The sequence below is a fragment of the Bradyrhizobium sp. STM 3562 genome (genome assembly GCF_045571435.1).
Classification (GTDB): Bacteria; Pseudomonadota; Alphaproteobacteria; order Rhizobiales; family Xanthobacteraceae; genus Bradyrhizobium.
The window spans coordinates 1,013,891-1,039,783 of the sequence record NZ_CP120694.1; the positions used below are offsets into that span (position 1 = coordinate 1,013,891).

At 64.0% G+C, this 25,893-nt stretch carries 26 protein-coding genes; 13 read left to right on the forward strand and 13 right to left on the reverse strand.

Annotation, left to right across the window (positions count from 1 at the left end; genetic code table 11):
• Positions 1–8: 8 nt before the first annotated feature.
• The 3 genes from P6U23_RS04745 (at position 9) to P6U23_RS04755 (ending at position 3,360) form a co-directional block, all read left to right on the forward strand.
• Positions 9–1,742, forward strand: coding sequence for an FAD-dependent oxidoreductase (locus P6U23_RS04745; RefSeq protein WP_407178430.1), 1,734 nt, complete (start codon positions 9–11; stop codon positions 1,740–1,742).
• A gap of 5 nt (positions 1,743–1,747) precedes the next feature.
• A complete protein-coding gene (locus P6U23_RS04750) occupies positions 1,748–2,503 on the forward strand; it encodes an SDR family NAD(P)-dependent oxidoreductase (protein ID WP_407181328.1) in 756 nt (251 codons plus the stop codon).
• 62 nt (positions 2,504–2,565) lie between these two features.
• Entirely contained in the window at positions 2,566–3,360 is a 795-nt protein-coding gene (locus tag P6U23_RS04755; protein WP_407178431.1) for an IclR family transcriptional regulator, read from the forward strand.
• A 387-nt stretch (positions 3,361–3,747) separates the two neighbouring features.
• Here the strand turns inward: P6U23_RS04755 and P6U23_RS04760 are convergent, their stop codons facing one another.
• From P6U23_RS04760 to lgt, 5 genes are all read right to left on the reverse strand, one after another.
• Positions 3,748–4,701 carry a ribose-phosphate pyrophosphokinase gene (locus tag P6U23_RS04760; RefSeq protein WP_407181329.1) on the reverse strand — a complete coding sequence of 318 codons (954 nt, stop codon included), beginning with the start codon at positions 4,699–4,701 and terminating at the stop codon, positions 3,748–3,750.
• A 162-nt stretch (positions 4,702–4,863) separates the two neighbouring features.
• Complete coding sequence (locus P6U23_RS04765; RefSeq protein ID WP_407178432.1) at positions 4,864–5,493, reverse strand: hypothetical protein; 630 nt, start codon at positions 5,491–5,493, stop codon at positions 4,864–4,866.
• Between the two features lie 73 nt (positions 5,494–5,566).
• On the reverse strand, positions 5,567–6,334 hold the full coding sequence (pgeF, locus tag P6U23_RS04770; RefSeq protein ID WP_407178433.1) for a peptidoglycan editing factor PgeF: 768 nt from the start codon (positions 6,332–6,334) through the stop codon (positions 5,567–5,569).
• Positions 6,331–7,386: a class I SAM-dependent methyltransferase gene (locus tag P6U23_RS04775; protein ID WP_407181330.1), complete on the reverse strand. Its 1,056-nt coding sequence runs from the start codon at positions 7,384–7,386 to the stop codon at positions 6,331–6,333. Before P6U23_RS04775 ends, pgeF begins: the two co-directional genes overlap by 4 nt.
• An 87-nt stretch (positions 7,387–7,473) precedes the next feature.
• Positions 7,474–8,316 carry a prolipoprotein diacylglyceryl transferase gene (gene lgt, locus P6U23_RS04780; protein ID WP_407178434.1) on the reverse strand — a complete coding sequence of 281 codons (843 nt, stop codon included), beginning with the start codon at positions 8,314–8,316 and terminating at the stop codon, positions 7,474–7,476.
• A 300-nt stretch (positions 8,317–8,616) separates the two neighbouring features.
• On the opposite strand from lgt, the gene P6U23_RS04785 reads away from it, so the two are divergent.
• The 4 genes from P6U23_RS04785 (at position 8,617) to ychF (ending at position 11,782) form a co-directional block, all read left to right on the forward strand.
• Entirely contained in the window at positions 8,617–8,910 is a 294-nt protein-coding gene (locus P6U23_RS04785; RefSeq protein ID WP_407178435.1) for an accessory factor UbiK family protein, read from the forward strand.
• Positions 8,911–9,211: 301 nt separating this feature from the next.
• Positions 9,212–9,934: a 50S ribosomal protein L25/general stress protein Ctc gene (locus P6U23_RS04790; protein WP_407178436.1), complete on the forward strand. Its 723-nt coding sequence runs from the start codon at positions 9,212–9,214 to the stop codon at positions 9,932–9,934.
• 24 nt (positions 9,935–9,958) lie between these two features.
• Positions 9,959–10,570, forward strand: coding sequence for an aminoacyl-tRNA hydrolase (pth, locus tag P6U23_RS04795; protein WP_407178437.1), 612 nt, complete (start codon positions 9,959–9,961; stop codon positions 10,568–10,570).
• A 114-nt stretch (positions 10,571–10,684) separates the two neighbouring features.
• Positions 10,685–11,782 carry a redox-regulated ATPase YchF gene (gene ychF / locus P6U23_RS04800; protein WP_407178438.1) on the forward strand — a complete coding sequence of 366 codons (1,098 nt, stop codon included), beginning with the start codon at positions 10,685–10,687 and terminating at the stop codon, positions 11,780–11,782.
• A 59-nt stretch (positions 11,783–11,841) separates the two neighbouring features.
• Here the strand turns inward: ychF and P6U23_RS04805 are convergent, their stop codons facing one another.
• A complete protein-coding gene (locus P6U23_RS04805) occupies positions 11,842–12,135 on the reverse strand; it encodes a DUF4282 domain-containing protein (protein WP_024506182.1) in 294 nt (97 codons plus the stop codon).
• A 175-nt stretch (positions 12,136–12,310) separates the two neighbouring features.
• On the opposite strand from P6U23_RS04805, the gene P6U23_RS04810 reads away from it, so the two are divergent.
• From P6U23_RS04810 to P6U23_RS04820, 3 genes are all read left to right on the forward strand, one after another.
• A complete protein-coding gene (locus P6U23_RS04810; RefSeq protein WP_407178439.1) occupies positions 12,311–12,778 on the forward strand; it encodes a MaoC family dehydratase in 468 nt (155 codons plus the stop codon).
• Positions 12,778–13,263, forward strand: a complete 486-nt coding sequence (locus P6U23_RS04815) for a MaoC family dehydratase (protein WP_407178440.1) — start codon at positions 12,778–12,780, stop codon at positions 13,261–13,263. The genes P6U23_RS04810 and P6U23_RS04815 overlap by 1 nt, the downstream gene beginning before the upstream one ends.
• 118 nt (positions 13,264–13,381) lie before the next feature.
• Positions 13,382–13,525 carry a hypothetical protein gene (locus tag P6U23_RS04820; RefSeq protein WP_407178441.1) on the forward strand — a complete coding sequence of 48 codons (144 nt, stop codon included), beginning with the start codon at positions 13,382–13,384 and terminating at the stop codon, positions 13,523–13,525.
• A 139-nt stretch (positions 13,526–13,664) separates the two neighbouring features.
• Here the strand turns inward: P6U23_RS04820 and P6U23_RS04825 are convergent, their stop codons facing one another.
• The 4 genes from P6U23_RS04825 to P6U23_RS04840 all read right to left on the reverse strand — a co-directional run bounded on the left by P6U23_RS04825 (position 13,665) and on the right by P6U23_RS04840 (position 16,594).
• Positions 13,665–14,087 (reverse strand): hypothetical protein, encoded by a 423-nt coding sequence (locus P6U23_RS04825; RefSeq protein WP_407178442.1) that lies wholly within the window; start codon positions 14,085–14,087, stop codon positions 13,665–13,667.
• A gap of 252 nt (positions 14,088–14,339) precedes the next feature.
• Positions 14,340–15,203: a hypothetical protein gene (locus P6U23_RS04830; protein ID WP_407178443.1), complete on the reverse strand. Its 864-nt coding sequence runs from the start codon at positions 15,201–15,203 to the stop codon at positions 14,340–14,342.
• A 146-nt stretch (positions 15,204–15,349) separates the two neighbouring features.
• Positions 15,350–15,790, reverse strand: coding sequence for a nuclear transport factor 2 family protein (locus P6U23_RS04835; RefSeq protein ID WP_024506188.1), 441 nt, complete (start codon positions 15,788–15,790; stop codon positions 15,350–15,352).
• 327 nt (positions 15,791–16,117) lie between these two features.
• On the reverse strand, positions 16,118–16,594 hold the full coding sequence (locus tag P6U23_RS04840; protein WP_407178444.1) for a nuclear transport factor 2 family protein: 477 nt from the start codon (positions 16,592–16,594) through the stop codon (positions 16,118–16,120).
• Between the two features lie 396 nt (positions 16,595–16,990).
• Here P6U23_RS04840 and P6U23_RS04845 point away from each other — a divergent pair, with 396 nt between their 5' ends.
• The 3 genes from P6U23_RS04845 to P6U23_RS04855 all read left to right on the forward strand — a co-directional run bounded on the left by P6U23_RS04845 (position 16,991) and on the right by P6U23_RS04855 (position 20,744).
• Positions 16,991–17,227, forward strand: a complete 237-nt coding sequence (locus P6U23_RS04845) for a hypothetical protein (protein WP_024506190.1) — start codon at positions 16,991–16,993, stop codon at positions 17,225–17,227.
• 713 nt (positions 17,228–17,940) lie between these two features.
• A complete protein-coding gene (locus P6U23_RS04850; RefSeq protein WP_407178445.1) occupies positions 17,941–19,092 on the forward strand; it encodes a zinc-binding dehydrogenase in 1,152 nt (383 codons plus the stop codon).
• Positions 19,093–19,211: 119 nt separating this feature from the next.
• Positions 19,212–20,744, forward strand: coding sequence for an MFS transporter (locus tag P6U23_RS04855; protein ID WP_407178446.1), 1,533 nt, complete (start codon positions 19,212–19,214; stop codon positions 20,742–20,744).
• Between the two features lie 165 nt (positions 20,745–20,909).
• Here the strand turns inward: P6U23_RS04855 and uvrB are convergent, their stop codons facing one another.
• From uvrB to P6U23_RS04870, 3 genes are all read right to left on the reverse strand, one after another.
• On the reverse strand, positions 20,910–23,999 hold the full coding sequence (gene uvrB, locus P6U23_RS04860) for an excinuclease ABC subunit UvrB (RefSeq protein WP_407178447.1): 3,090 nt from the start codon (positions 23,997–23,999) through the stop codon (positions 20,910–20,912).
• A gap of 565 nt (positions 24,000–24,564) precedes the next feature.
• On the reverse strand, positions 24,565–24,816 hold the full coding sequence (locus P6U23_RS04865) for a hypothetical protein (protein ID WP_407178448.1): 252 nt from the start codon (positions 24,814–24,816) through the stop codon (positions 24,565–24,567).
• Positions 24,817–24,849: 33 nt separating this feature from the next.
• Positions 24,850–25,809 (reverse strand): LysR substrate-binding domain-containing protein, encoded by a 960-nt coding sequence (locus P6U23_RS04870; protein WP_407181331.1) that lies wholly within the window; start codon positions 25,807–25,809, stop codon positions 24,850–24,852.
• Positions 25,810–25,893 lie beyond the last annotated feature (84 nt).

Below are 25,893 nucleotides of genomic sequence, written 5' to 3' on the forward strand. Positions count from 1 at the left end.
GGTGCGCGATGGGTGCGATCATCGACAACACTGGCGAGACTTACGAATGCGACGTGCTCGTCGCCGGATCGGGATGCGCCGGCATGGCCGCGGCGATCACCGCGCGCCATCGCGGCCTCGACGTGCTCATTGTCGAGAAGGAGCCGCGCTTCGGCGGCACCACCGCGCGCTCCGGCGGCTGGCTGTGGATTCCCGGCACCTCGCTCGCGCGCGCCTACGGCATCAACGAGCCGCAGGATGCCGCGCGCACCTATCTGCGGCACGAGGCCGGCAACAATTTCGATGCGGGGAGGGTCGATGCCTTCCTTGCGGCAGGGCCCGAAGCGGTTGATTTCTTCACGAAAGAGACCGCGCTCCGCTTCGACATGCCGCTGGTGTTTCCGGATTATCACGCGGAAGCCCCGGGCGGAGCCCAGGGTGGCCGCTCCATGGTGACCCGTCCCTTCGACGGACGCGAGCTCGGCGAGCACATCAAGAACTTGGGCGCGCCGCTCCCCGAACTCACCGTGTTCGGCATGATGCTCGGCTCGGGCAAGGAGATCATTCACTTCATGCGCGCGACGCGCTCGCTGACCTCGGCGGTTTACGTCGCAAAGCGGCTGTCGCGGCATCTACTGGATGTGCTGCGCCATGGCCGCGGCATGACTTTGACCAACGGCAATGCGCTCGCGGGGCGGCTGGCGAAATCCGCGCTCGACCTGAAGATTCCGCTCTGGCTATCCTCGCCGGTCCGCGAGCTCATTGTCGAGAACGGCGCGGTGCGCGGCGCAATCGTCACGCGCGAGGGCCGCAGCGTGCGTGTCCGCGCACGGCGCGGCGTCGTGCTCGCCTGCGGCGGCTTCCCCCATGATGTCGCGCGACGCAAGGCGATGTTTCCGCATGCGCCGAGCGGCGCGGAGCATTTTTCGCCGGGCCCCGTCGGCAACACCGGCGACGGATTGCGGCTCGCGGAGGCCGCGGGCGGGCGCATCGAGGATCGCTTGCCGAATGCAGCCGCCTGGGTGCCGGTCTCCCTCACGCGGCGCAAGGATGGCTCGCGCGGGGTGATGCCGCATTTCATCGATCGCGCCAAGCCCGGTGTCATCGCCGTGATGCGCGATGGCAGGCGCTTCGCCAATGAAGGCAATTCCTATCACGATTTCGTCCAGGACTTGATGAAAGCGGCAAGGCCGGGCGAGGAGATCGCGGCGTTCCTGATCTGCGATCACAAGACGCTGCGGAAGTACGGCCTCGGCAGCGTGCCGCCGTTTCCGATGCCGCTGGGCCACCATCTGCGCTCAGGCTATCTGATGCGCGGCTCAACGCTCGCCGAGCTCGCCGGCCAGGCCGGAATTGACGCGAAGGGTCTCGCCGAGACCGTGGCGCAATTCAACGCCACGGCAGGTGAAGGGCGCGATCCTCTGTTTGGCAAAGGCACGCGGGCCTATAATCGCTATCAGGGCGATGCCCTGCACGGGCCCAACCCTTGCGTCGCGCCGATCGCAAGCGGGCCGTTCTATGCCATCAAGCTGGTGATCGGGGATCTCGGCACTTACGCCGGGATCGTCACCGACGCCAACGCGCGCGCGCTCGATGCCGAGGGGCGCGTCATTCCGGGGCTTTACGCCGCCGGCAACGACATGGCGAGCATCATGGGCGGCAATTATCCGGGCGCCGGCATCACCCTCGGGCCTGCCTTGACCTTCGGTTACATCGCCGGTCGGCATCTGGCCGACAGCGCGGCGGAAAGGAGCGCGGCATGAGCATCATCAGCGATCTCCTCGCAGGCAAGCGTGCGTTGATCACCGGGGCGGCCCACGGCAACGGGCGAGCGATCGCGCTCGGGCTCGCGGCGCATGGCGCCGACGTGGTGGTGACCGATATCGATCTCGCAGGCGGCGAGCGCACGGCCACGGACATCCGCGAGCACGGCCGCGCGGCCTGGGCGTTCCCGCTCGATGTGACGGACGCTGAAGCCTGCAACGTGCTGGCGCGCACGGTGGCGCGCGACGTCGGGCCGATTTCGATCCTCATCAACAACGCCGGCATCATCATCCGCGAGGGGATCGATTCCCCCCGCGCGGGCGAAAACTGGCGCCGCGTGCTCGACGTCAACCTCACCGGCGTTTTCAACGTCACCCACGCCTTTCTGCCCGCGCTGCGCCAGACGCGCGGCGCGATCGTCAATCTCGGCTCCATCGCCTCGTTCGTCGGCGTCGGCGGCACCCTCGGCTATGCGCCCTCCAAAGGTGGCGTAAAGCTCCTGACACAGGCGCTGGCACGCGATCTCGCGCCCGACGGTATCCGCGTCAATGCCATCGCGCCCGGCGTCATCGCAACCGCCATGACGCAAGCAACGCGCGATGATCCAGCGCGGCTGGCATCGTTCATGAGCCGCACGCCGCTCGGCCGTGTCGGCGAGCCCGACGAACTGGTCGGGCCCGTGGTGTTTCTCGTCTCCGACATGGCATCTTATGTGAACGGCGCGACACTGCCCGTCGACGGAGGATTTCTGGCGGTGTAACGGCGTATCGGGAGCAGATCAGCCTCGCTGATGGGGCGGATGCTCAGGGCGAACGGGGATACATGGCCACGCAAAGCCGCGGCATCCAATCGATCGAGGTGGGCGGAGAATTGCTCCGCGCCCTGGCGCGCAGCGGCGAGCCGATGATGCTGCGCGATCTCGCGCGCGAAGCCGGCATGTCGCCGGCAAAGGCGCATCCCTATCTCGTGAGCTTTTCCCGGATCGGACTGATCGAGCAGGATGAAACAAGCGGTCGATACGAGATCGGCGCGCTCGCGCTCGAGCTTGGGTTGATCAGCCTGCGCCGGCTCTCGGCCGTGCGGATCGCAACGCCAAAGATCGCGGCACTCGCCGGCGCCATCAAGCACGCCGTCTCGCTCTCGGTCTGGGGCACCCACGGGCCCACCGTGGTCCGGCTTGAGGAGCCGAGCCATCCGGTGCACATCGTGATGCGCGTCGGCTCGGTCATGGCGTTGTTGGAAACAGCGACCGGGCGTGCATTCACCGCGTTTCTGCCGCCTGAAACGGTCACAGCCGCCATTGAAAGCGGCCTCGATCATCTCGGCGTCAGCTACAACCCGAAGCGTGCACCGAGGAGTCCGAAGGTCGCCGAGATGCTGGCCGAGGTCCGCAGCCACGGTCTTGCGCGCGCCATGGGGGATCCGTTACCGGGCGTCAACGCTTTCGCAGCTCCGGTGTTCGACCACGCCGGCCATGTCGCGCTCGTCATCACCGCCATGGGCCCGGAAGGCACCTTCGACGCAAGCTGGGACGGCCCGATCGCGAACGCCCTGCGCACCTGCGCGGAGGATATTTCGAAGCGGCTGGGCTACGGGACGGCGTTGGCGGCGGGGTGACTTCAACAGTCGAGCCTCGCAGCACAGATCGGCGCAGCGCGTCGCGCCAACCGATCGAGTTGCGAAGCCGAATGAGCGCTTTCAACCAGGCTCGTCATTGCTGTGCATGTTCACTAATTCGCTGATCGAATCCAGCCCGCAGGGGGGATTCGATCAGCGAATTAGTGAACATGCACAATTGCAAGGAGCGAGAGCGATGACCCGACGTCGCTCGCTGCGCGAGCTATGGCGAGGCGTGAAGTCCCGCCGAAGCGCCTTTGCGCGGAGGCGGAAGCAATCCAGCCCGCATCTGCGGAAAGAGTCTGGATTGGTTCGCGGAGCCGGTCATCGGGCCGCGCTTCGCGCGGACCCGTTGGCTCGCAGTGACGGCGATGCGGACGGCGGGCCTCAGTCGAACAGGCTCGACACCGACTCTTCCGCCGCGGTGCGGCCGATGGCTTCTGCGATCAGCGAGGCGATGGAGAGGGTGCGGATGTTGGGCGCGTTGCGCACCGCCTCGGTGGGCTGGATCGAATCGGTGATCACCAGTTCCTTCAGCCGCGAGGAGGTCACGCGCGTCACCGCGCCGCCGGACAAGACGCCGTGGGTAATGTAGGCGTAGACCTCCTTGGCGCCGTGGGCGAGCAGCGCGTCGGCCGCGTTCACCAGCGTGCCGCCGGAGTCGATGATGTCGTCGACCAGGATGCAGGTGTAGCCCGCGACATCGCCGATCACGTTCATGACCTCGGATTCGCCGGGCCGCTCGCGGCGCTTGTCGATGATGGCGAGCGGGGTGTTGATGCGCTTGGCGAGGCCGCGCGCGCGCACCACGCCGCCGACATCGGGCGAGACCACCATGACCTTGGCAAGGTCGAAGCGGTCCTTGATGTCGCGCACCATCACCGGCGAGGCAAAGAGATTGTCGGTCGGGATATCGAAGAAGCCCTGGATCTGCATGGCGTGCAGGTCGAGCGTCATCACGCGGTCAGCGCCGGCATGGGTGATCAGGTTCGCAACCAGCTTGGCGGAGATCGGCGTGCGGGAACCGGATTTGCGATCCTGCCTGGCATAACCAAAATACGGCACCACCGCGGTGATACGGCGGGCGGAAGCCCGGCGCAGCGCGTCCGTGATGATCAACAGCTCCATCAGGTGGTCATTGGCCGGATAGGACGTCGATTGCAGGATATAGACATCCGACCCGCGGACGTTTTCCTGGATTTCGACGAAAATCTCCATGTCGGCGAAACGCCGCACCACCGCCTTCGTCAAGGGCAATTCAAGCCATCCGGCGATGGCCTGCGCCAGAGCGGGATTGGAATTGCCGGCAACGAGCTTGATGGCGCCATTCTTGGCCGACATCGAGAGTTCTCCCCGCGGCGTGGAGACAACGTTCAACATATCGGGTTTCCCCGTGGAACCGGCTAAATTCAACGGGGCAGGAAATATCAGGGAGACAACGCAGATGGCAACCCGCCGGTGCGGTTTTCCCGGCCAAAAATCCCTCTGCCGGGCAAGATTTGACTAACGATCGGTGTAACCAAGTGCACTGACGCTGTCGGCGCCCGATACCGGGGAATTGGGTTCCACGCTGGCGATGGCTGGCCCTGATATCGGCGTCGAGGGCGCCGGCGAGGGAGTGTCCTGCGGCGTTCCGTTGAGCATATTGGAGAGCCCGCTCAGGCCCGCTTGGGCGATCTTGCGCAGGACCAGGCCGTCGGCGGTCGCCCAGGGATCGTTGCCGGCCTTGCCCGCCTGCTCTTCGCCCGAGAGCCGTAGCGCGCGCTGCTGATCGCGGTCATAGACGTCCCAGACCCAGGCGATCACGGCGCGGCCGCGCACCACCTGCGCTGCAAGATAGCTACGCACGCGATAGGCGGCCTGTCCTTCGCGGGACACGACGGAGAGGTTGCGCAGCTTGCTCTCGCTGTCGAGCACGCCGACCATGCGGTCGAACACCTGCGGTGGCGGGCCGTCGATCGATTCGAATGCAATCGTCGGCCCTTCGGTCGTTGCCATTGCGTAGGCGCCGCTCGGGCCCGCGCTGCCGGCACAGCCGCCGAGCGCGCCTGCTGTTGCGAGCAGAACCGCAGCCATGCACGCGCGCAGACCGGCACGGCCCGCCCGCTTCGGATGAATTGACGCTTCCCTCATTGAGAGGAGCGATATCGTTAAAATGCATTAACGTCTAGGGCGCTGGCGGGGTACGGATGATGAACGCCCACGGTCACGATTCCAGCGCAATCGCGTGAATATGCCGGCCGTAGTCCAGCTCCTTGCGATGCACGGAGCGGCGATAGCTGAAGAAGCGATCATCCGAATAGGTGTCGACACCGAGATCGTCGATCATCAGCACTCCGGCGTGCTCCAGCCGCATCCGGATGTAGCCCGCGAGGTCGAACATGGCGTGCCCAGCGCGCGCGGAAGCCAGGAAGAACACCGCGTTCTCCGCGTCGGCATCGAGAAAGCGCGTGACGAATTCGTTGCCGACCTCGTAGCTTTGTTGCCGGATCAGGGGACCGATCGCAGCGATCATGCCGCCACGATCGGCGCCGAGCCTTTCCATCGCCGCGATGGTGGATTCCAGGATTCCGGTCAGGGCCCCTTTCCACCCCGCATGCGCTGCGCCGATCACCCGCGCCTTTGGGTCGACCAGCAGGACGGGACCGCAATCGGCCGTGGTCACGCCGATCGCGAGATTTGCGGTTGCGGTGACGATGGCATCGGCCTTCGGCCGCGCGCTCGTCGGCCATGGGCCATTGGCGACCACCGCGTCCGGCGAGTGGATCTGATGCGCGCTGATCAGATGTTCGGTTGCAATGCCCATGCGCTCCGCCATGCGGCGGCGGTTTTCCGCGACCAGGGCCGGATCGTCGCTGGAGCCGAGCCCGGCATTGAGGCTTTGGTAGATGCCGTCGGAGACCCCGCCCTCGCGGGTGAAGAAGGCGTGGCGCAGGCCCGGGATGGCCGAAAGCAGGGGCGAAGACAGCATCATGATGCGGCAGGCTCCTCGTCGCTCAAGCCCGGAAGAGAGGTGAGGTGAGGCGCCGCGACGCCGAGCACCTTGAACATCGATCCCATGCCGCCGCGGCCGCCGCCGATGAGCCGCTGCAGCGCGCCGGCAATGTCTTCCGCCATTTCGGGGCCGGCCTTGGCCATCAAGGTCGCCGCGCGGGTCTCGATCCCGAGCCGCCGCAAGAACTCGCCCTGCGTCACCGGGCCGTGGACGCGGGCGCCGACATCCTCGGCGGCGCGTGAAAGCGCCTCGAAATCGACATGCGCGGTGACATCGGCCCGTCCCGGCGCCTCCAGCGGATCGGCGAAGCTGTGGCGGGCAATGGCCTGCAGCGTGTCGCCGGCATCGCTGTGCAGGTGGCCGTAATCGATGATCAGCGCGGCGCCATCCTGATTGCGTACCCTTGATGCGATCTTCATGATCTCTACGTCGGGCCGCCATTCGAAGACGGCGCCGATGGGCGCCGCGCGGACCGAGCGCGGGACCAGTACGTCGAAATGCGGCATCGGCTCGGCGGCTTCGCCGAAGGCGAGATCATCATTGCTGTCGAGCTCGATGACCCGCTCGTGCCAGCCCGTCTTGCTCTTGATCGCCTGATGGATCGGCAGGACGTCGAAATATTCGTTGGCGAGGATGATCGCCGGGCCTTCCGGCACCTCGTCGAGATGGTTGTGCCAGATGACGCTGCGCGCGCCCGACAGCATCGCACGCTGCTTCTCGCGCAGCACCGGATTAATCTCGACCAGATGGACGCTCAGCGCTTGGTACAGCGGCGGCACCACCCGCAGGGCGCGCAGCGCGTCCGCCATCATGGTGCCGCGGCCGGGGCCGAGCTCGACCAACCGCAGCGTCGGCGGCGAGCCCATCGACTTCCACACCGATGCCGACCACAGTCCGAGCAGCTCGCCGAACATCTGGCTGATCTCCGGGGAGGTCGTGAAGTCGCCCTCACGGCCGAGCGGGTCGCGCGAGACATAATAGCCGTACTGCGGATGCATCAGGCACAGCTCCATGTAGCGCCAGACCGGCATCGGGCCGGAAGACCTGATCAGCTTCTTGATCTCGTTCAGCAGCGGCGAAGACCCGGTCACGCCCTCAGAGCACCCTTGGATTGAGGATTAGCGGCTTGCCGGCGCGGTCTTGGCCGTGCCGTGCCGCCAAGCCAGAACAACGATGAGAATGCCTGCGATCACCATCGGCACCGACAGCAGCATACCCATGGTCAGTCCTCCCCACAAAAATCCGAGCTGCGGGTCGGGCTCGCGAAAATGTTCACCGACGATGCGCGCAATCCCGTAAATCGTGACGAAAGAGCCGAGGATCAATCCGGGTCGTTTCAGCGCCCCGAGCCGAACCATGACGGCCAACACGGTGAACAGAAAAATGCCCTCCATTCCTGCTTCATAGAGCTGGCTCGGATGGCGCGGCACAGGTCCGCCGGTGGGAAAGATCATCGCCCAGGGAAGGCCTGGGTCCGCCGGCCGCCCCCATAATTCGCCGTTGATGAAGTTGGCGATGCGGCCGAGGAACAGGCCGATCGGCCCGACGGCGGTGGTGATATCGCCGAGCGAGAGGATCGGCACGCTGTTCTTGCGCGCAAACCAGATCACCGCGACGACGCAGCCGAGGAAGCCGCCATGGAAGGACATGCCGCCCTTCCATAGCTCGAAGATCTCCGCCGGGTGCTGGATGAAGAAGGGGAGATTGTAGAACAGGACATAGCCGGTGCGGCCGCCGAGGATGATGCCGATGGTCACCCAAAGGATGAAGTCATCAAGCTGGACGAGCGAGATCGGCGCCGGTCCGCCCCACAATCTCTCGTTCTTGAGCATCGCGCGCGCATAGATCCAGCCGATCACGATCCCGCCGATATAGGCGAGCGCATACCAGCGGATGACGATTGGCCCGATCGCAATCGCGACCGGGTTGAAGACCGGGAAGTTGATCAGCAGAAAGGGCATCAATCAGCGATGGCGACGGCGAAGATGTCTCGGCCGTTGCGCTCCGGATGGGTGAAGAGGGGCGTGCTGTGGCCGTCCTCGGTCTCGATCTGCCGGTCGATCATGGCGCTTCTGTGTGTCTTTTTGTGTGGCTTGCGGGGTGTCCTGGGGGCAGCCCGCTCATTACGATGGCAACGAAACCGCGGCATGACAAGGCGGCCTGTCGCAGCCGTGGTCAGCAGGCCTTGAACCCGGTCCCTGGTATCGCCATTCTCTGGCTCGGACAATGCGCACAAGGCGTTAGCCACCGGAGTTGTTTCCATGACCCAGACCACCAATCGTTTTTTTGATGAGATCGGCCGCCTGATGAACGACGCCGCGGGCGCGGCGCAAGGCATGAAAAAGGAGGTGGACGCGCTCTGGCGCAATCAGGCCGAAAAGATCCTGCGCGATCTCGACATCGTCAAGCGCGAGGAGTTCGAGGCGGTCAAGGATATGGCGCGCCTGGCGCGCGAGGAAAACGAGGCGCTCAAGGCGCGGATTGCGGTTCTGGAAGCCAAGCTCGGGATCTCGCCGAATGGCTCCGATCCCGGCGGCACCAGGGCGGACGGCTAGGGCTGCGCGGCACCGTCATTCCGGGGCGATGCGAAGCATCGAACCCGGAATCCCGAGATTCCGGGCCGGGTCCTTCGGGCCATGCCGGAATGGTGGTGTTAGGTGTTGCTGGTGGTCTCGCCCCCAAAGCGGATGTCGGCGGTTCAGCAGAAAAATCCCTTCATTTCCTTGTCATTTCGCCGCTTTGCGGCTAGAACGCCGCCACATCCGCAGCCCCGACACCCCTGGAGGCATGCTTGCGGAGTGAGCAAAACGGGCCGCGTTTGCGGCCTTTAGCTTTTAAACACAAGGACTTAAGACAATGGCGACCGTCAAGGAATTGAAGGCGACCGCACGTCCGTCAGTCGGCAAGGGGGCCGCACGGGCAGAGCGTCGCGCCGGGAAAGTTCCCGGAGTGATCTATGGCAACAACCAGCCCCCGCTGCCGATCTCGGTCGAGGACCGCGAACTGCGCCAGCGTATCCTGGCGGGCCGGTTCCTGACCACGATTTACGACATCGAGCTCGACGGCAAGAAGCACCGCGTGATCCCGCGCGACTTCCACCTCGATCCGGTGCGCGACTTCCCGATCCATGTCGATTTCATGCGGCTCGGCGAAGGCGCGACCATCCGCATCAGCGTGCCGCTGCATGTGCAGCGTGCGGACATCTCGCCCGGCGTCAAGCGCGGCGGCACCGTCAATATCGTGACTCACGCGATCGATATCGAATGCTCGGCCGAAAACATCCCGCAATACCTCGAGGCGGATGTTGGCGCGCTTGAAATCGGTTACTCGCTGCATTTGTCCGACATCAAGCTGCCCGCGGGTGTGAAGGCGTTGGCGCGCGAGGATGCAACGCTCGTGACCATCGTGCCGCCGTCCGGCTATGCCGAAGAGCAGAAGGCGGCGGCTGCTGCTGCGGCTGGCGCCCCTGCGGCGGGTGCTCCGGCCGCCGCGGCTCCGGCGGCCGCCGCGCCTGCAGCGGGTGCGGCAGCGCCTGCAGCGGGTGCCAAAGCCCCTGCCGGGGGCGAGAAGAAGAAGTAAGACGAGAGCCCGGGATGCCGCGTCATGCTGCTCTTCGTCGGACTCGGCAATCCCGGTGCGAAATACGCGCGTAACCGGCACAACATCGGCTTTCTTGCGGTCGAGGAGATTGCGCGGCGTCATGGTTTCGCACCATGGCGCCGTCGTTTTCAGGGCGAGACGTCGGAAGGCAGCCTTGATGGCGAGCGCGTGATCCTGCTCAAGCCCACGACCTACATGAACGAGTCCGGGCGCGCGGTGCAGGAGGCGGCGAACTTCTTCAAGCTGGGCACTTCCGAGATCACCGTGTTCCAGGACGAGCTCGAACTGCCGCCGGCAAAAGTTCGCGTCAAGATCGGCGGTGGTATCGCCGGCCACAACGGCCTGCGTTCCGTCAGCTCGTACATCGGCAACGATTATCGCCGCGTCCGGCTCGGGATCGGTCATCCCGGCGTCAAGGAGCTGGTGCACGGCTACGTGCTGTCCGATTTCGCCAAGGACGAGGTGCCCTGGGTTGGCGCACTTTGCGAGGCGGTCGCCGACAATGCGGCCCTGCTTGCAAGTGGACGCGACTCGACGTTCCAGAACAAGGTGCATCTGGCGATGCAGGCAAAGGGATTTGGTTCGAAGCAAGATAGCGCAGAGAAACAGGAGTGATGTCTCTGCGCCGTCATGGCCGGGCTTGTCCCGGCCATCCACGTCTTGGCTAGAGAAGAGGGACGTGGATGCCGCGACAAGCGCGGGCATGACAAAGGAGATACTGAGGACGCAATGGGATTTAAATGCGGTATCGTCGGCTTGCCCAATGTCGGCAAATCGACGCTGTTCAACGCGCTGACCGAGACGGCGGCGGCGCAGGCGGCGAATTATCCGTTCTGCACGATCGAGCCCAATGTCGGCGAGGTGGCCGTGCCCGATCCGCGGCTGGAGAAGCTCGCCGAAATCGCCAAATCGGGGCAGATCATTCCGACGCGGCTGACCTTTGTGGACATCGCGGGGCTGGTTCGCGGAGCATCGAAGGGCGAGGGGCTGGGCAACCAGTTTCTCGCCAACATCCGCGAGGTCGACGCGATCGCGCATGTGGTGCGCTGCTTCGAGGATTCCGACATCACGCATGTCGAGGGCAAGATCGCCCCGCTCGCAGACATCGAGACCATCGAGACCGAGCTGATGCTCGCCGATCTCGATAGCCTGGAGAAGCGCGTCGACAATCTCGCCAAGAAGGCGAAGGGCAACGACAAGGAAGCCAAGGAGCAACTCGACCTCGTCAACCGCACACTGGAGCTGTTGCGAGCGGGCAAGCCGGCCCGCTTGCTCGAGCGCAAGGCCGAGGAGGAGCGTGCCTTCGAAATGCTCGGTCTGTTGACCTCAAAGCCCGTGCTTTATGTCTGCAATGTCGAGGAGGCCTCGGCCGCCACCGGCAATGCGTTCTCCAAGATGGTCGCCGAACAGGCGGCCAAGGAGGGCGCGGTTTCCGTGGTGATCTCGGCGAAGATCGAATCGGAGATCGCGACGCTTTCGCGCGAGGAACGCGCCGATTTCCTGCAGACGCTGGAACTGGAGGAGGCTGGCCTCGATCGCTTGATCCGTGCCGGCTATCAGCTCCTTGACCTCATCACCTATTTTACAGTCGGACCGAAGGAGGCGCGTGCCTGGACCATTCACCGCGGCACCAAGGCGCCCGCGGCCGCTGGCGTGATCCACACCGATTTTGAGAAGGGCTTTATCCGCGCGGAGACCATCGCCTATGCGGACTACGTTGCGTTCGGCGGCGAAGCCGGCGCGCGTGAGGCCGGGAAGCTGCGGCTGGAAGGCAAGGACTACGTCGTCGCCGACGGCGACGTGATGCATTTCAGGTTCAATACCTAGACCGCTGCACCAGCGTCATTCCGGGTCCACGCTGGCGCGCGCCCAGCAAACGGCGGGACTCACCGCATCCCGCCCTGGTCACGGATGGCGCCGAGGTGCTCGTTGATGCGAAACACGATCAGGATGAACTCGGCGAGAATTCGCGAAAACACGATGCCGACCACGACGCTGGCGATGGAGGAGAGCAGCACCAAGAATCCGCCGAAAGGGCTGATCGCCATGGCGGCCAGTCCCGAGAAAATACCGGACAGGCCGAACAGGCAGATCAGCGCAATCACGAGTCCATAGAACGTCTTGATGATTGTCGGCGTGATGAAACGGTCCCACTGAAACAGGTCCCGAAATTCAAACATCGGTCGGCTCCCCCGGCAAAGCGAAATGTGCTTACGCTTGAACTGATGGCTGATAGCTCCCGCCTAGCCCCGAATGCGCTCTCCGACAAGATCGAGCATCGGCCATGCGGGTAAACAGGATTGAGATTGCCTCAAAGTACGGCCACAATCTGGCTTTCCGCACCGCAATTCCCCGATGACCACACTAACCTTTGAAGATTTTGCGCCCGGCCGTTTCGGCAGCTTCGGACCGCGCCACGTGACGCGCGAGGAAATCCTCGCCTTTGCCGCCGAATTCGATCCGCAGCCGATGCATCTGGATGAGACGGCGGCGAGTCGATCCATGTTGAAGGGCCTGTCGGGCTCGGGCTGGCATCTCTGCTCCCTGATGATGCGAATGCTGTGCGACGGCTTCGTCGATCGCACCGCTTCGCTCGGTTCACCAGGGGTTAACGAGGTGCGTTGGCTCGCGCCGCTGCGCCCCGGCGACGAACTGACGCTCGAGGTCGATGTCATCGAGGCGCGGGTCTCGCGCAGCCGCCCCGAAACCGGCATCGTGACGTTCAAGAGCACCGCCCGCAACGCGGCAGGAGAGGCGCTGTGCGAGATGATCTCGCCGATGATCATCGGCCGGCGGACAGGCGCCGTGGAGGGGATGCGCTGATGCGTTTTTTCGAGGACATGGAGGTCGGTCAGCGGCGCGAAATCGGCTCCTTCACCTTCACAGCCGCCGCGATCAAGAAGTTCGCCGCGCAATTCGATCCCCAGCGCTTTCATCTGGACGAGGAGGAAGGCCGCAAATCGCTGTTCGGCGGGCTCGCCGCTTCCGGCTGGCATGTCGGTTCGGTCTGCATGAGCCTTCTGGTCACTGATGCCCAGCGCCAGATGCGGGAGGCGGCGGCGCGCGGCGACGAGATCGCGCTGTGGGGACCCTCGCCCGGCTTTCGCGAACTGCGCTGGCTCAAGCCGGTGCTGGCGGGGGATACGATCAGTTTCGCGAGCGAGATCGTCTCCAAGCGGATCTCGGCGTCGCGGCCGCAATGGGGAATCCTCGAGGGGCGCAACACCGGCACCAATCAGCGCGGCGAGCTCGTCTATTCGGTGCTCGCAACCGCCTTCGTGCCGCGGCGCGTAAACGAAGATGGTTAACGAGCTGGTGCCGCGTTTCACCGCTTTTCACAATGTTGCGAAACTCAGTCTTTGCTAACGCATTTTGAACACTGTCCTGCCCATAAGAGAGCAACCTAGAAGACGGCAGGGACAAACGATGGCGGACCGCGGCGCTTTGAAATTGGTGGGTTTTATCTTTGCGAGCATCACGATTGCGGTGATGCTGACCACGACCATGGTGGTGAAAGGCTATGCCGATGGCGTCTACTCGCTTGAGACGACGTCCGGCGATGGCCGCTAAGCAGGTCTTTGCTAACCATACTTGCCAACCATACATCGCGTTTTGCGACCGGATATTTCCTCCTGCCGGCCGCGAATCAGAACCGCCGCGCTCCCGTTGACGGGAGGCGGCGGTTTTTTCAGAGGAAGACGAACGAACTTTAGCCGTTGCGCAGGTTCTCGGCAGCGCGCTTCCATTGCGAAACGTTGTCCGAGATCATGCGCGTCGATTTCATCGCCGCCTGGCTAAGCTGGGCATAGCCGGAAATCTCGCGCTGGACGCGCTGGCCTTCGGCATGCAGGAGGTCGCGCAGGCTTTCCAGCTCGGTGATCAGGTTTTCGATCTCCGACAGCGAGGTGCCCGCGACGCGCTGGATCAGCGAGTTGACATTGTTCACGGTAGCCTCCGCGCTTGCATCGAGCGCGGGCTCGGTGCCGCCCTGCGACGCCGGCCGGCGCAGATACGCGATATCGTTACGGACGAAATCGCGAATGCCGGCCTCGACCTCCGAGACCGCGGCGAGATTGTTGTCCACTACCTCAGTTTCGGTCGCTTCAACTTTTTCCGAACGCAGAATGCTCATCGGCTTTAACCCCTGTTTCGCGGTTTGCGCGAGTTGTCCCCCGCACGACGAATGGAAGTACAGGCTCCCATGTGGCGGACTGATTTTGACCGCATCGCGGCCGATCTGCGGCAATGCTCGATCATTCGATGGATTTGCAGTGGCAGGACGGTTTTTTTTGAAGGCTTTTTGAAGAAGAGAGTGGCCTGGCCCTTGCCTCAACGAGAAGAAAGCATGTCAAATCCAAATAAAATTTACCCTATTTCTTAGCGATTACCAGCTCCGCCTGAAGCCTGCGGTGACGCTCTTGTTGGTCACGCCCTGAGCGGTCTCGCCGATCGAGCCCGAAATGGTGACGCCGTCGGTGAGCTTCTGCTCGGCGCCGAATTTGCGCAGCCATCTGTCGTCGGATGAGGAGAGGCTCTGGCCGGCGACGAGGCTCGTGCCGGTGTCGCCGATGTCAAGCTTGGCCGATTGGTCGGTATCAAAACCGCGGCTCGAGCGGGCTCCGATGCCGGGCAGGGGGACGGCGCCCTGTTCGGTCACGTCATAGCCGTTCTGCAGCGTCAGCGAGTATTGCCCGGACAGCGGCACCGACTTGCTGATGGAGGCGCCGATCTTGCTCTGGTCCTGAGACGGATCGACGCGGGCTTCGACCGACGTCTTGTCCCACAGCGCGCCAGCGCCGGGCGCGGTGATCGCCGCCCAGGCCGTGCCTCCCGACTGCGGGACGTTGCCGCCATTGGCCGTCTTCTCCGCAAGCAATTCGGACATCGTGGTGGGCTCCCGCGCCACCGTCATGTCCGCGCCGACGCGGGTGTCCCAGAACGGGGAAAGCGACTGCTTCACCGACACCGCCGACGCGCCGTTCGGGTTGTTCTTGGCCGACCATGTCATGTCCGTGCTCGCGGCCTTTTTCGGCGCGTTCGGCGCGGGACGCGCCATTGCCTCGCCGAGACCGGAGGCATCGACATTGAGCTGGCTCCAGTCGAGCTTGCTCACGTCGATATCCTTCATGTCGGGATCGTCGGCGGCGGGTGCTGCGACCTGCTCGGCCGGCGCGTCCGCATCTTCCGGCCAAGGGCTTTGCGCCGATGCCGGCAGCGCGATGACCACAGTAAAACTGGCCGCCAGCATGAGAGCCTTCAGCCTGCCGCACGATATATTGGACGTCATGAACCCAGCCCGCGAATTTCGCCGCCCAAGATGCGGAGATTCAGGTGCAAAATTGTGACGGGGAACTCACACTTGCGTCAAGCGTGCGAGAGTGTTGCGCCGTCGCCTCACGCGAACGAGGTTATCTTCGGCAGATGGATCGGCCGGCCCAGCGTCTGCTCGACCAGGTCGAAGGTGTCGAGCAGCACGCGGATGCTGCGCAGCCGCCCGCCCTTGAACTGGGCGAAATGCGCAAGCCGCAGGGAAATCGGCTTGTTGGAGTCGAGCGAGGTGAGCGAGAAGCGTAGCATCGAAGCCGCCGTGTCGGCCCCGAGCAGCACCGACTCGCGATCGAAGCGATAGACCCTGACGTAGTTTGCGATCTGCCTGATCACCTCGAGCACCGCGGACTTGCCGCGACGTGCGCCGAGAAAGGGAAACATGTCGATCGGCCCATAGATCGCCCATTCCACGTCGTCGTCGATCAACGGCTCAATGGCTTCCAACTGGCGTTCGTTGATCGCGCGATGCAATGCGCGCGCAAAACGCCAGAGACTATGCTCTGTCATTTACCTGCGATCCTGAAATGAAGTGCAAAAAACAGCAAATGTGCCGACCAGGGGCGCGTCATTCGCGACGCGCGCGGCTCCATTGCTGCACTGTTGTTTGCCCACAAATAATCGAATTTGCCGAAAACGCAATGCGAATTTTTTGCATTACACAGATGCGGGCGGTTCCGAATCAATTGGACGACGGCGCCACCCGCCCGAGCCGCCGCTTTCCCGTTCGATGGCGATCTCCTCATCGCAGCGGGGCTCGGGCGGGTTCGATGCGGGGCGCGTAAATGTCTTATCCCGAGATTCCCGCTTCGCCGTTCGCGGGTAACGGGCGGTAGACTAAGCGTCGCTCGGCTTGTTGCCGAGCAGGGTGGCCGTGAGGTCGCGCTCGAGCACCTGCTGCACGAGATCGAACGAATCCAGGATCTCGCGGATATGGGTGATGCGGCCGTTCTTCAGCGTATAGAACGCCGCCATGTCGAACTGCACGATGCGCCGGTTGGCGCGCTTGCGGTAGTAGGCGCGCATGTCGACCGCGACCTTGTCGTCTTCGGCGACGATGGTCTTGAGTTCGTGGCGGATGCTGGAATAGCTGCCGTGGATGGTCTTCCACATCTGCCGCACCTCGTCCTTGCCGCGGCGATGGCCCATATGCGGCAGGATATCGACAGGGGCGTTGGCGACGACGTCAATGTCGTTGCTGCAGCGTGCCAGCGTGGCTTCGGTATCGCCAGTCTCAAACCTTTTGAGAAAGCTGATCACACGTTGGCGGTTGAGATGGTTGACCATTGCTGTTCCGACCGCAAACTTTTTCATTTGCGTTGCTGTTTGTTTCCGAACTCGGATGCCTCCCGATCGGCGCGCGGATGAATCCGCAAAAGCCTCTGAGAGATCGTTAAGTGATAGGTCGGCAAAACGTTGACGGCGGTTCACCTTTCAACTGAAAGATGCAATGATATCAAATGCACGTTGCGCGGTGCCAGAAATGCCCCGTGCGACCGTTGCTTTCCAGCGATTGTCTCGCAATTGCCGCTCACCCCGCGGCGTCGCCCCCGCATCCTCGGCGATCAAAACAAGCCGTGGGCAAGTGATGGGGACATGGTGATATCGGCCGAGCGGTATCCTCAGCCGCTCGCACGCAAGCGCTCAGCGCCCGGAACCGCCGCGAGCGATCCCCGTTATTGATGCGAATCCTTTTTGGAGCATCGCGTCATGAAAATCCCGTTCGCCATTCTCGCCGCGACGCTTGCGCTTGCCGCGAGCTCACCGGGCCATGCCAAAGGTTGCATCAAGGGCGCCGTCGTCGGCGGGGTCGCCGGCCACTATGCCGGCCATCACGGCATGCTCGGCGCCGCAGCCGGCTGCCTCTACGGCCGCCACCACGCCAAGCAGCAGGAGCGGCAACGCGAGATGCAGCAGAACCAGGCGAACGGGCAGGGGAAGATATAGCGCTGGGCGGGGGCGGTCAGCGACAACTCCGATCCTTTCTCCATGGTCGTCCTGGTGAAGGCCAGGACCATAAGCACAGGCCTTCCTTCTTACGGGACACGTCCACTCGCATAGGCCACGGACCGATTCCGCGGTCTGAGTTCTGGCTTTCGCCAGGACGACGCGCTTGATTTCCGATTCAATTGTCAAACAGCTTACTCCGCATTGCGAGCGGAGCGAAGCAATCCAGAGCCACGCAAGCGACTCTGGATTGCTTCGTCGCTGTCGCTCCTCGCAATGACGGCAGAGAGACACGCCTTCGCCTTCCCGCGACGCATTGCGCGCCCGAGCTTTGCATCATCGTGACCTCCGAAAGAGAGAGGGCGCAGGGAAGAAAGCGTAGACCTCATCCAGTGTGAACTGGCGTTTGCCCGGAGACTCGACGCATTGGATGTTGGTCGCCGCGGGGCGCGAGTCCCGGCCGGGCAGGCCCAGCGCATCTTCGCAACATGCCAGATAAACTGAATGCCATTGTGAGGCTATCGACCAATAGCGTCGTCGAGGCATATCCCGCGATGGTTCGGTGTTTCGCTGCTGCGACGTCTTGCGACAGGTTGGGAACGGCAGGGTATAAGTAGGCAGAGTTTCCGATTGGCATCGCCGGCCGCTTCTCGTTAGTCTTCTTTATCCGCGCAAGCGATCAGAACAGCGGAACGGGTGGGAGGACATTCGACATGCAGCAGATTCGCGTCTGCACCTATGACGGCCCGAGCGCAGAGCCTGTCATTCGCACCGTGCCCTGGCCGAAGATTCCGCGCAAGGCGGCGCTGATCAAGGTCGGCGCCTGCGGCGTGTGCGGCACCGACCTGCACATCCTCAAAGGCCACTGGCCGAAGCCTTTGCCGTGGCCGTTTACGCTCGGACACGAGATCGGTGGCGTGCTGGTCGAGACCGGTTCCGAGTTTACCGCAGATTTCATGGACAGGCCGTTGCAGGTCGGGTCGAAAGTGATGATCCCGCCCCTGATGCCGTGCGGCCGCTGCTATTACTGTATCCACTATCCCGAGCACGCCAACAAATGCCTCACGCCGGTGTATTACGGGCGCTATCTCGGATTCGAGAAGGCGCCGCATCTGTGGGGCGGCTGGGCCGAATATGTCTATGTCGATCTCGAGATGCTGCCGGGCACCAAGATCTACAAGCTTCCGGACGACATGTCGCTGCGGCTTGGCTCTCTGTCGGAGCCTCTGACGTCTTGCATCCGCGCCTTCAACCGCGCCACGCGGGCAGGCGGTTTCTCCTGGGGCGACACGGTGGTGATCCAGGGCTCCGGCCCGATCGGAATTTTGGCGGTGGCCGCGGCGCAGGAGATGGGGGCGGCCAGGGTCATCTGCGTCGGCGCGCCGGAAGAGCCGCGGCTGAAGCTCGCGCGCAAATTCGGCGCCGAAACGACTGTCGACATCGAGCAACTGAAGACGGCCGAGGAGCGCATCGGCGCGGTGCGCGAGATCGTCGGCGGCTTCGGCGCGGATCTCGTGATGGATTGCTCGGGCCATCCGAGCGCGGGGCCGGAAGGAATCGAGATGCTGCGCGACGGCGGCACCTATGTCGAGATGGGCCAGTTCACCGATGCCGGCGCGATTCAAACCTCATGGCACCGCATCTGCACGAAAGACATCACCGTGCTCGGCTCCTGGGGCTTTACCGGCAACGACCTGCCGCTCGGCGTCGACATGCTTTATCGCACCCGCGACAAATATCCTTGGCTCGAGATGCAGACCATCTATCCGTTCTCGCAAGCGGGCATCGCTCAGGCTGTGAAGGACGCGATGGCGATGAAGACCGTCAAATCAACGATCGTGCCCTGGCCAGAGCTGGTGGAATGACAAGGAGGGCGCAAGGGCACGGACTCATCAAGCCCGGGCCCGCAGCCATGGGCAGACAGGTTGTCAACGGTATATGCTAGCTGCACCCTGACCGGCGACAACCGTCTTTCGAGCATCCAATGGTTGGATTTATACGGCCGCCCTGCGACGCCGGGGTCGTCGAGGCGACACCGGCTTTTGACGCGGGCCTGTCACAGAGACGCAAGTGGCTGACGGTGGTGGCGACCATAGTCGGGTCCAGCATGGCCCTCCTCGACAGCTCAGTGGTGAACATCGCGCTACCCGCCATCCAGCAGGCGCTGCATGCGGATGCGGCAGGGACGCAGTGGATCGTCAACGCCTACCTGCTTCTGCTCGGTGCGCTCGTGCTGATCGGCGGCTCGGCGGCGGATCTCTATGGTCGACGTCGGATTTTTGTTCTGGGCGTTGCGGTCTTTGTCGCCGCCTCCATCGCTTGCGGGCTCTCACCGAACGTTGCGGTGCTTATCGTCAGCCGCGCGGTTCAAGGCGTTGGAGCCGCCCTGTTAACGCCGGCCAGCCTGGCAATGTTAGGAGCGACCTTTGGCGAGCAAGAGCGGACTCGGGCAATCGGGATATGGGCGGGCGCAGGTGCGCTGACGATGGCGGCGGGTCCGTCGCTGGGCGGCTGGCTGGTCGATCAGGTCTCATGGCGGGCAATCTTCCTCCTCAATGTCCCACTCGCCATTGCCGCGACCGCACTAGCGCTTCGCTTCGCCTGCGAAAGCAGCGATCCCAACGCGAAGCAACTTGACTGGAGCGGCTCGGCCGCAGTCGCGATTGGCCTTGCTGGGATCACCTGGGGTCTGAGCGCCATTCCGGCGTCAGGAATTCGCGACAACGCAGTGCTGGCCGCTCTTGGAGTGGGAACCGCTTCGCTGATCTCCTTCGTCGTGATCGAAGCCCGCCTCCATGACCGGGCGATGATGCCCCTATCGCTCTATCGATCACGCAATTTTTCAGCGGCGAATGCATTGACGCTGTTGCTCTATTTCGCGCTCGGGGGCGCGCTCTATTATCTGCCGTTCGGCCTCATTCGTCTCGGCGGCTACTCGGCGACGGAAGCCGGCGCAGCATTGCTGCCTTTTGCCCTGATGATGGGATTCGGCGCATCTTTCGCCGCAACCATGGCCGAGCGTTTGGGGCCGCGGTTGCTACTCACAGCCGGGCCCATCGTCGCGGCCTGCGGATTGGCGATGCTTGCTTTTGTCGACCTCAGCCAGGCTTACTGGGTTGGCGTGTTTCCACCGATGTTCCTTCTGGGCGTGGGGATGGCGATTACAGTGCCGCCGCTGACCTCGACGGTGATGGGGGCCGCCGGGAAAGCCCATGCCGGCATTGCCTCGGGCATCAAGAATGCGGTCGCTCGCGTTGCTGGCCTGCTTGCGGTCGCGGCGCTCGGAGCGGCGCTCTTTGCAAGCTTTTCATATCATCTTTCCGCAACCACGCCTGTGCAAGCCAACGAGGCTCTGAACGCCGTGATGTCCGGACAACCCGCCGCCAATGCCGAGGCAATCGCCGCTTTCGAGCGCGCGCTACGCACGATCATGCTGATGCCCGCCAGTTGCGCCGCACTTGCCGGCCTCACGGGCTGGATATGGATCGAGCCGAGTGGCCCGCGCGCAAGTAGCTGAGGCCCTGCCCTCAGCAGCGCATCTGACTTGCACAACGGGCCAGGATCGATATGCAACACCGAAGACGTCCGCCTTGGTCAGGCTCCGACGAACCACTTGACTGACGTGGCCAATGCATGGACGCGGCCGCGTCGGAGCGCGGGTTTATGGATTTTGACCCTGGCTTTACCTCTTCTTCCAGCCACCGCGTCGTCCCGGCGCGCCGCCGGTCGAGCGTGGGCTGGGCGGCTCAAGCCCCACGGCTTCGCGCGAGGACGTCGGTTGCCAGATGCGGCTGCCGCTCTCGCCATCTCCCTCGCGTGTCGGCCTTTTCGGCAGCACGCGGTTGGGGCGATGGGGCAGGGACTCCGGCCCATGCATCTCGTCGAGATGGGGCTTGTGGACTTTGGAGCGATTGCCACGCATCGAGCTTTCGCTTCGTCCTTCTTCCTCGAACGGAGAAAAGGCGAGAGGGTCTTCGTGGGGCTTTATCCCGCCGCGCGAGCTTCGGTCGTCTCGACTCCCTCCAGGGGAGCGCGAGGGGCCACCAAACGGCGTCGTGGTGCGCCGGCCGCCGCCGCTTTGCTTGGCATATTTGCCGGCGCGGCTGACGAGTTCGGGCAGATTTGCGGCTTCGCCGTATTTCTTGGGGCCGGCGTAAGAACCCGCACGGTCCTGCACGGTGCGCTGTTTTGCCGTGGGGTCGTCGACGACCGCAAGTTCGGTGGCGCGCAGGCGCTTGACTTCGTCGCGCAGGCGCGCGGCTTCCTCGAAGTTCAAATCGGCCGCCGCCTCGCGCATGCGCGTCTCGAGATCGGCCAGCACCGCCTCGAAATTGTGGCCGATCGAGATGACGTCGTCCGCCATGCCGCGATCGCCGAGATCGATCATGACATGATCGCGCTCATAGACCGAGTTGAGGATGTCGCCGATCGACTTCTTCACGCTCTCCGGTGTGATGCCGTTGGCCGCGTTGTAGTCCATCTGCTTCTCGCGGCGGCGGTTGGTCTCCGCGATCGCGCGCTCCATCGAGCCGGTCATGGCGTCGGCATAGAGAACCACCTTGCCGTCGACGTTGCGCGCGGCGCGGCCGATGGTCTGGATCAGCGAGGTCTCGCTGCGCAGGAAACCTTCCTTGTCGGCGTCGAGAATGGCGACCAGCGCACATTCGGGAATGTCGAGGCCCTCGCGCAGCAGGTTGATGCCGACCAGCGCGTCGAAGGCGCCCAGCCGCAAGTCCCGGATGATCTCGATGCGCTCGATCGTGTCGATATCAGAGTGCATGTACCGGACACGAATGCCCTGCTCGTGCAGATATTCGGTGAGGTCCTCCGCCATGCGCTTGGTCAGCACCGTGATCAGCGAGCGATAGCCGGCGGCTGCAGTGGCGCGCACCTCGCCGACCAGATCGTCGACCTGCGTGCGCGCGGGGCGGATCTCTACGGGAGGATCAATAAGTCCGGTCGGCCGGATCACCTGCTCGACGAACACGCCGCCCGATTCGTTCAGCTCCCAGCCGCTGGGCGTCGCGGAGACCGCGACCGTCTGCGGCCGCATCATGTCCCACTCTTCAAAACGCAGCGGGCGGTTGTCCATGCAGGAGGGCAGGCGGAAGCCATATTCGGCGAGGGTTGCCTTGCGACGGAAGTCGCCGCGGAACATGGCGCCGATCTGCGGGATGCTGACGTGGCTCTCGTCGCAGAACACCAGCGCGTTGTCTGGCACATATTCGAACAGCGTCGGCGGCGGCTCGCCGGGACGGCGGCCCGTGAGATAGCGCGAATAGTTCTCGATGCCGGCGCAGCTCCCCGTGGCTTCCATCATTTCGAGATCGAAGGTGGTGCGCTGCTCCAGCCGCTGTGCCTCGAGCAGACGCCCTTGCGCGTTGAGCTGGTCCAGCCGCTGCTTCAACTCGACCTTGATCGCCTTGATCGCCTGCACCAGGGTCGGGCGCGGCGTCACATAGTGCGAATTGGCGTAGACCTTGATGAACTCGAGCTCGTCCTGCTTGTGGCCGGTGAGCGGATCGAACTCCTCGATGTTTTCGACCGTGTCGCCGAACAGGTTCACGCGCCAGGCGCGGTCCTCATAGTGCGCCGGGAAAATGTCGATGACATCGCCGCGCACGCGGAAGGTGCCGCGGGTGAAATCGGCCGAAGTGCGCTTGTACTGAAGCGCAACGAGATCCGCGATGAGCTGGCGCTGGTCGATGCGCTCGCCCTTCTTCAGGGCGAAGGTCATCGCGGTATAGGTCTCGACCGAACCGATACCGTAAATGCAGGAGACGGAGGCGACGATGATGACGTCATCACGTTCGAGCAGTGCGCGCGTCGCCGCATGGCGCATGCGGTCGATCTGCTCGTTGATCGAGGAGTCCTTCTCGATATAGGTGTCGGTGCGCGGAACGTAGGCTTCCGGCTGGTAGTAGTCGTAATAACTGACGAAATACTCCACCGCGTTGTCGGGAAAGAAGTTCTTGAACTCGCCGTAGAGCTGGGCGGCCAGCGTCTTGTTCGGCGCGAGGATCAGCGCCGGGCGCTGCGTGGCCTCGATCACCTTGGCCATGGTGTAGGTCTTGCCCGAGCCGGTGACGCCGAGCAGCACTTGCGTGCGGTCGTTGCGGTTGATGCCTTCGACCAGTTCGGCGATCGCGCCCGGCTGGTCGCCCTTGGGCTGATATTCGGACTTGATCTCGAAGCGGACGCCGCCTTCGCTCTTCTCCGGGCGCGGCGGACGGTGCGGCGTCCACACACGCATCGAGCCGTCCTCTTTCCGGAACTCCGGGCGGCCGTCGCGGATCAGGGTCTCCAGCGCTTCGGCGGTGGCCTTGACGCCGAGCGCTTCCATCTTGCTGCGCGGTGGGCGGGCGAGCGCTTCGGCATCGTCCTCCTCGGTCGGCAAGCCGAGCTGCCGCGCGAGTTCGGGATCGAGCGTCGGCACCGTCGCCGCCGTGCCATACCGCGCCTGCGGCGCTTCGCCGACTCCTTCCTGGCTTGCGCCCGCGGACGATGCGTCGCGCCTCGCGACATCCTCGCTCTTGTCGCGGGTGGAGGCGCGCGCGCGATGCGCGGCCGCTTCACCGCCCGAACGGCGATCCCACGAGTTGTCCGGCGGCGGTTGCAATCCTGTCGACGAGCCGATGCCGCTTTCGCCGCGATTGATGGCGGGATTGAGCAGTTCGGCCAAGGCCGGCCCGATCGCTTGAAGCTCGGGGCGGTGGGCCTTGGATTTCGGGGTTCTTGAAGGTTTTTTCGGCCGTTCTGGATTCTTCGCCATGGGGCGAATATGGGACGAGTCCGGCTGACATGAAAGAGCAAACGCGGATATGAGCGTGGGGGGTGGGAACCCTCGCGCAATGCTGTCAGCATCTGGCACGAAATGGTGCGATGCGCATGATTGTGCCCTCGCCCCTTGTGGGAGAGGGCAGCTCAATCGGGAGATGCATCCTCGCTTGGGTGAGAGGTCTGTCTCCGCGCATTCAACGGAAGAGATTCGTCCGTGGAGGCAAACCCCTCACCCGAGTGAGCCCGTGCCTAGCTGCGGAGCAGCCCTCTCCCACAGGGGGGCGAGGGCACAACAACGAGCAGCGCTACGGCGCGCAGTCCGGCGTCGATAATCCATCGCGCTTTTTAGTGTCCTGCCGCCCCGGGCCGCACGATGTCCAGGTGAATCCCGCCGCAGCTCGTGCAGCGTTGGGCCCAGTATTCGGATCCGGCGCGGCCGCCGAAGACGCGCAGGATGCTGAGTTCGCCGTGGCATTCCGGGCATTCGGAACGGACCGGCGGCGACGATAATGGAATCGGGGAGATCGTTTCAGCGCGTTGCATGGCCGGCTCCGCGCTCACAAAAACGGCTGCATTTCGAATTCGGCCGCCTCTGGCTCCGACCAGCGGTCCTCGCTGCGGTCGATATGCTGCTTGGCGTCGGCGACCGCCGCGTCCTGGCTCGGCCAGGCCAAGCCAACCTCGACTTTCGGAAACAAAGCGCCATCGATCAGGAACGGCTGGAGATCGGCGCGCCTGATCCGGGCATGCCAGAGGCCTTTTCCGGCCTCGAAGGACTCGATGTCGTAACCCTTATAAAGAAAAGCCATTTCAGGTCCCCGCGTGATGAGGGGGACAGGCAATCATGAATCCTCGGGATGACTTGTGAAGCCGTTCACAGAATCAACTCTTTTTTGCCATGCTTTCTTCCTGGACGCGATGGCCTGCGCGGCCGGCGCGGTGGCGGCGTGCATGATCCAGCGGTGGAACGCGGCAAAGTCGCGCTGGCCGGCCTGGAAGCTGCGATAGACCAGGTACCAGCGCATGCCCTTCGGCACGGTCAGCGCGAACGGCGCGACCAGCCGGCCGGCGGCGAGGTCGTCGTCGATATAGGGCCGGATGCCCATGGCAACCCCGAGCCCGTCCACTGCCGCCTGCAGCGCCTGGCCGTAATATTCAAATTCGGGGCCGCGCGCGCTCAGGCGCGGCACGCCGGCGGCCTTGAGCCAGAGCGGCCAGTCTTCGCCGGCATGCGCGACGCGGAGGAGACTCGGCCCCTTCAGGTCGGACGGACGTTTCAGGCCCGCCGCCAGCCGCGGCGCGCAGACCGGCACGAGATCGGCCGCGAACAAGGGCTCCGCGACGAGGCCCGGCCAGTTGCCGTCGCCGAGCTTGATGCCGCAGCTCCAGTCGTCGCCGAAGGGCGCCAGCACGCCGCCGGCGGTGATGCGGACCTCGATGTCGGGATGGGCTTTGCGAAAGTCTGAGAGATGCGGAATCAGCCAGCGCATCGCGAAGGTCGGCCCGACGCCGATGGTCAGCACGCGCCGGCTGGAGGGGGCCGTCACCTGCGCGGTCAGGCTCGCCAGCGCATCGAAAATCGGAGTAAGCCCGCTCTGATAGACGCGGCCGGTGGCGGTCAGCACCAGGCGGTTGGCCTTGCGCTCGAACAGCGCAACGCCAAGCCGCTCCTCCAGCAGATGCACCATGCGGCTCACCGCCGCCGCGGAAACATTGAGCTCCTGGCCCGCGGCGGCAAAGCTGCCGCTGCGCGCCGCCGCCTCGAATGCCTTGATGCCGTTGAGAAAGAGCAGCCGCCGCACGTGAGCCTCAGGAAAACTGATGCTGGGCAAGATAACTCGGTTTGTGCGGCAAGGACAAGGAAGGCAGAAGGAGGAGAAGCTTTG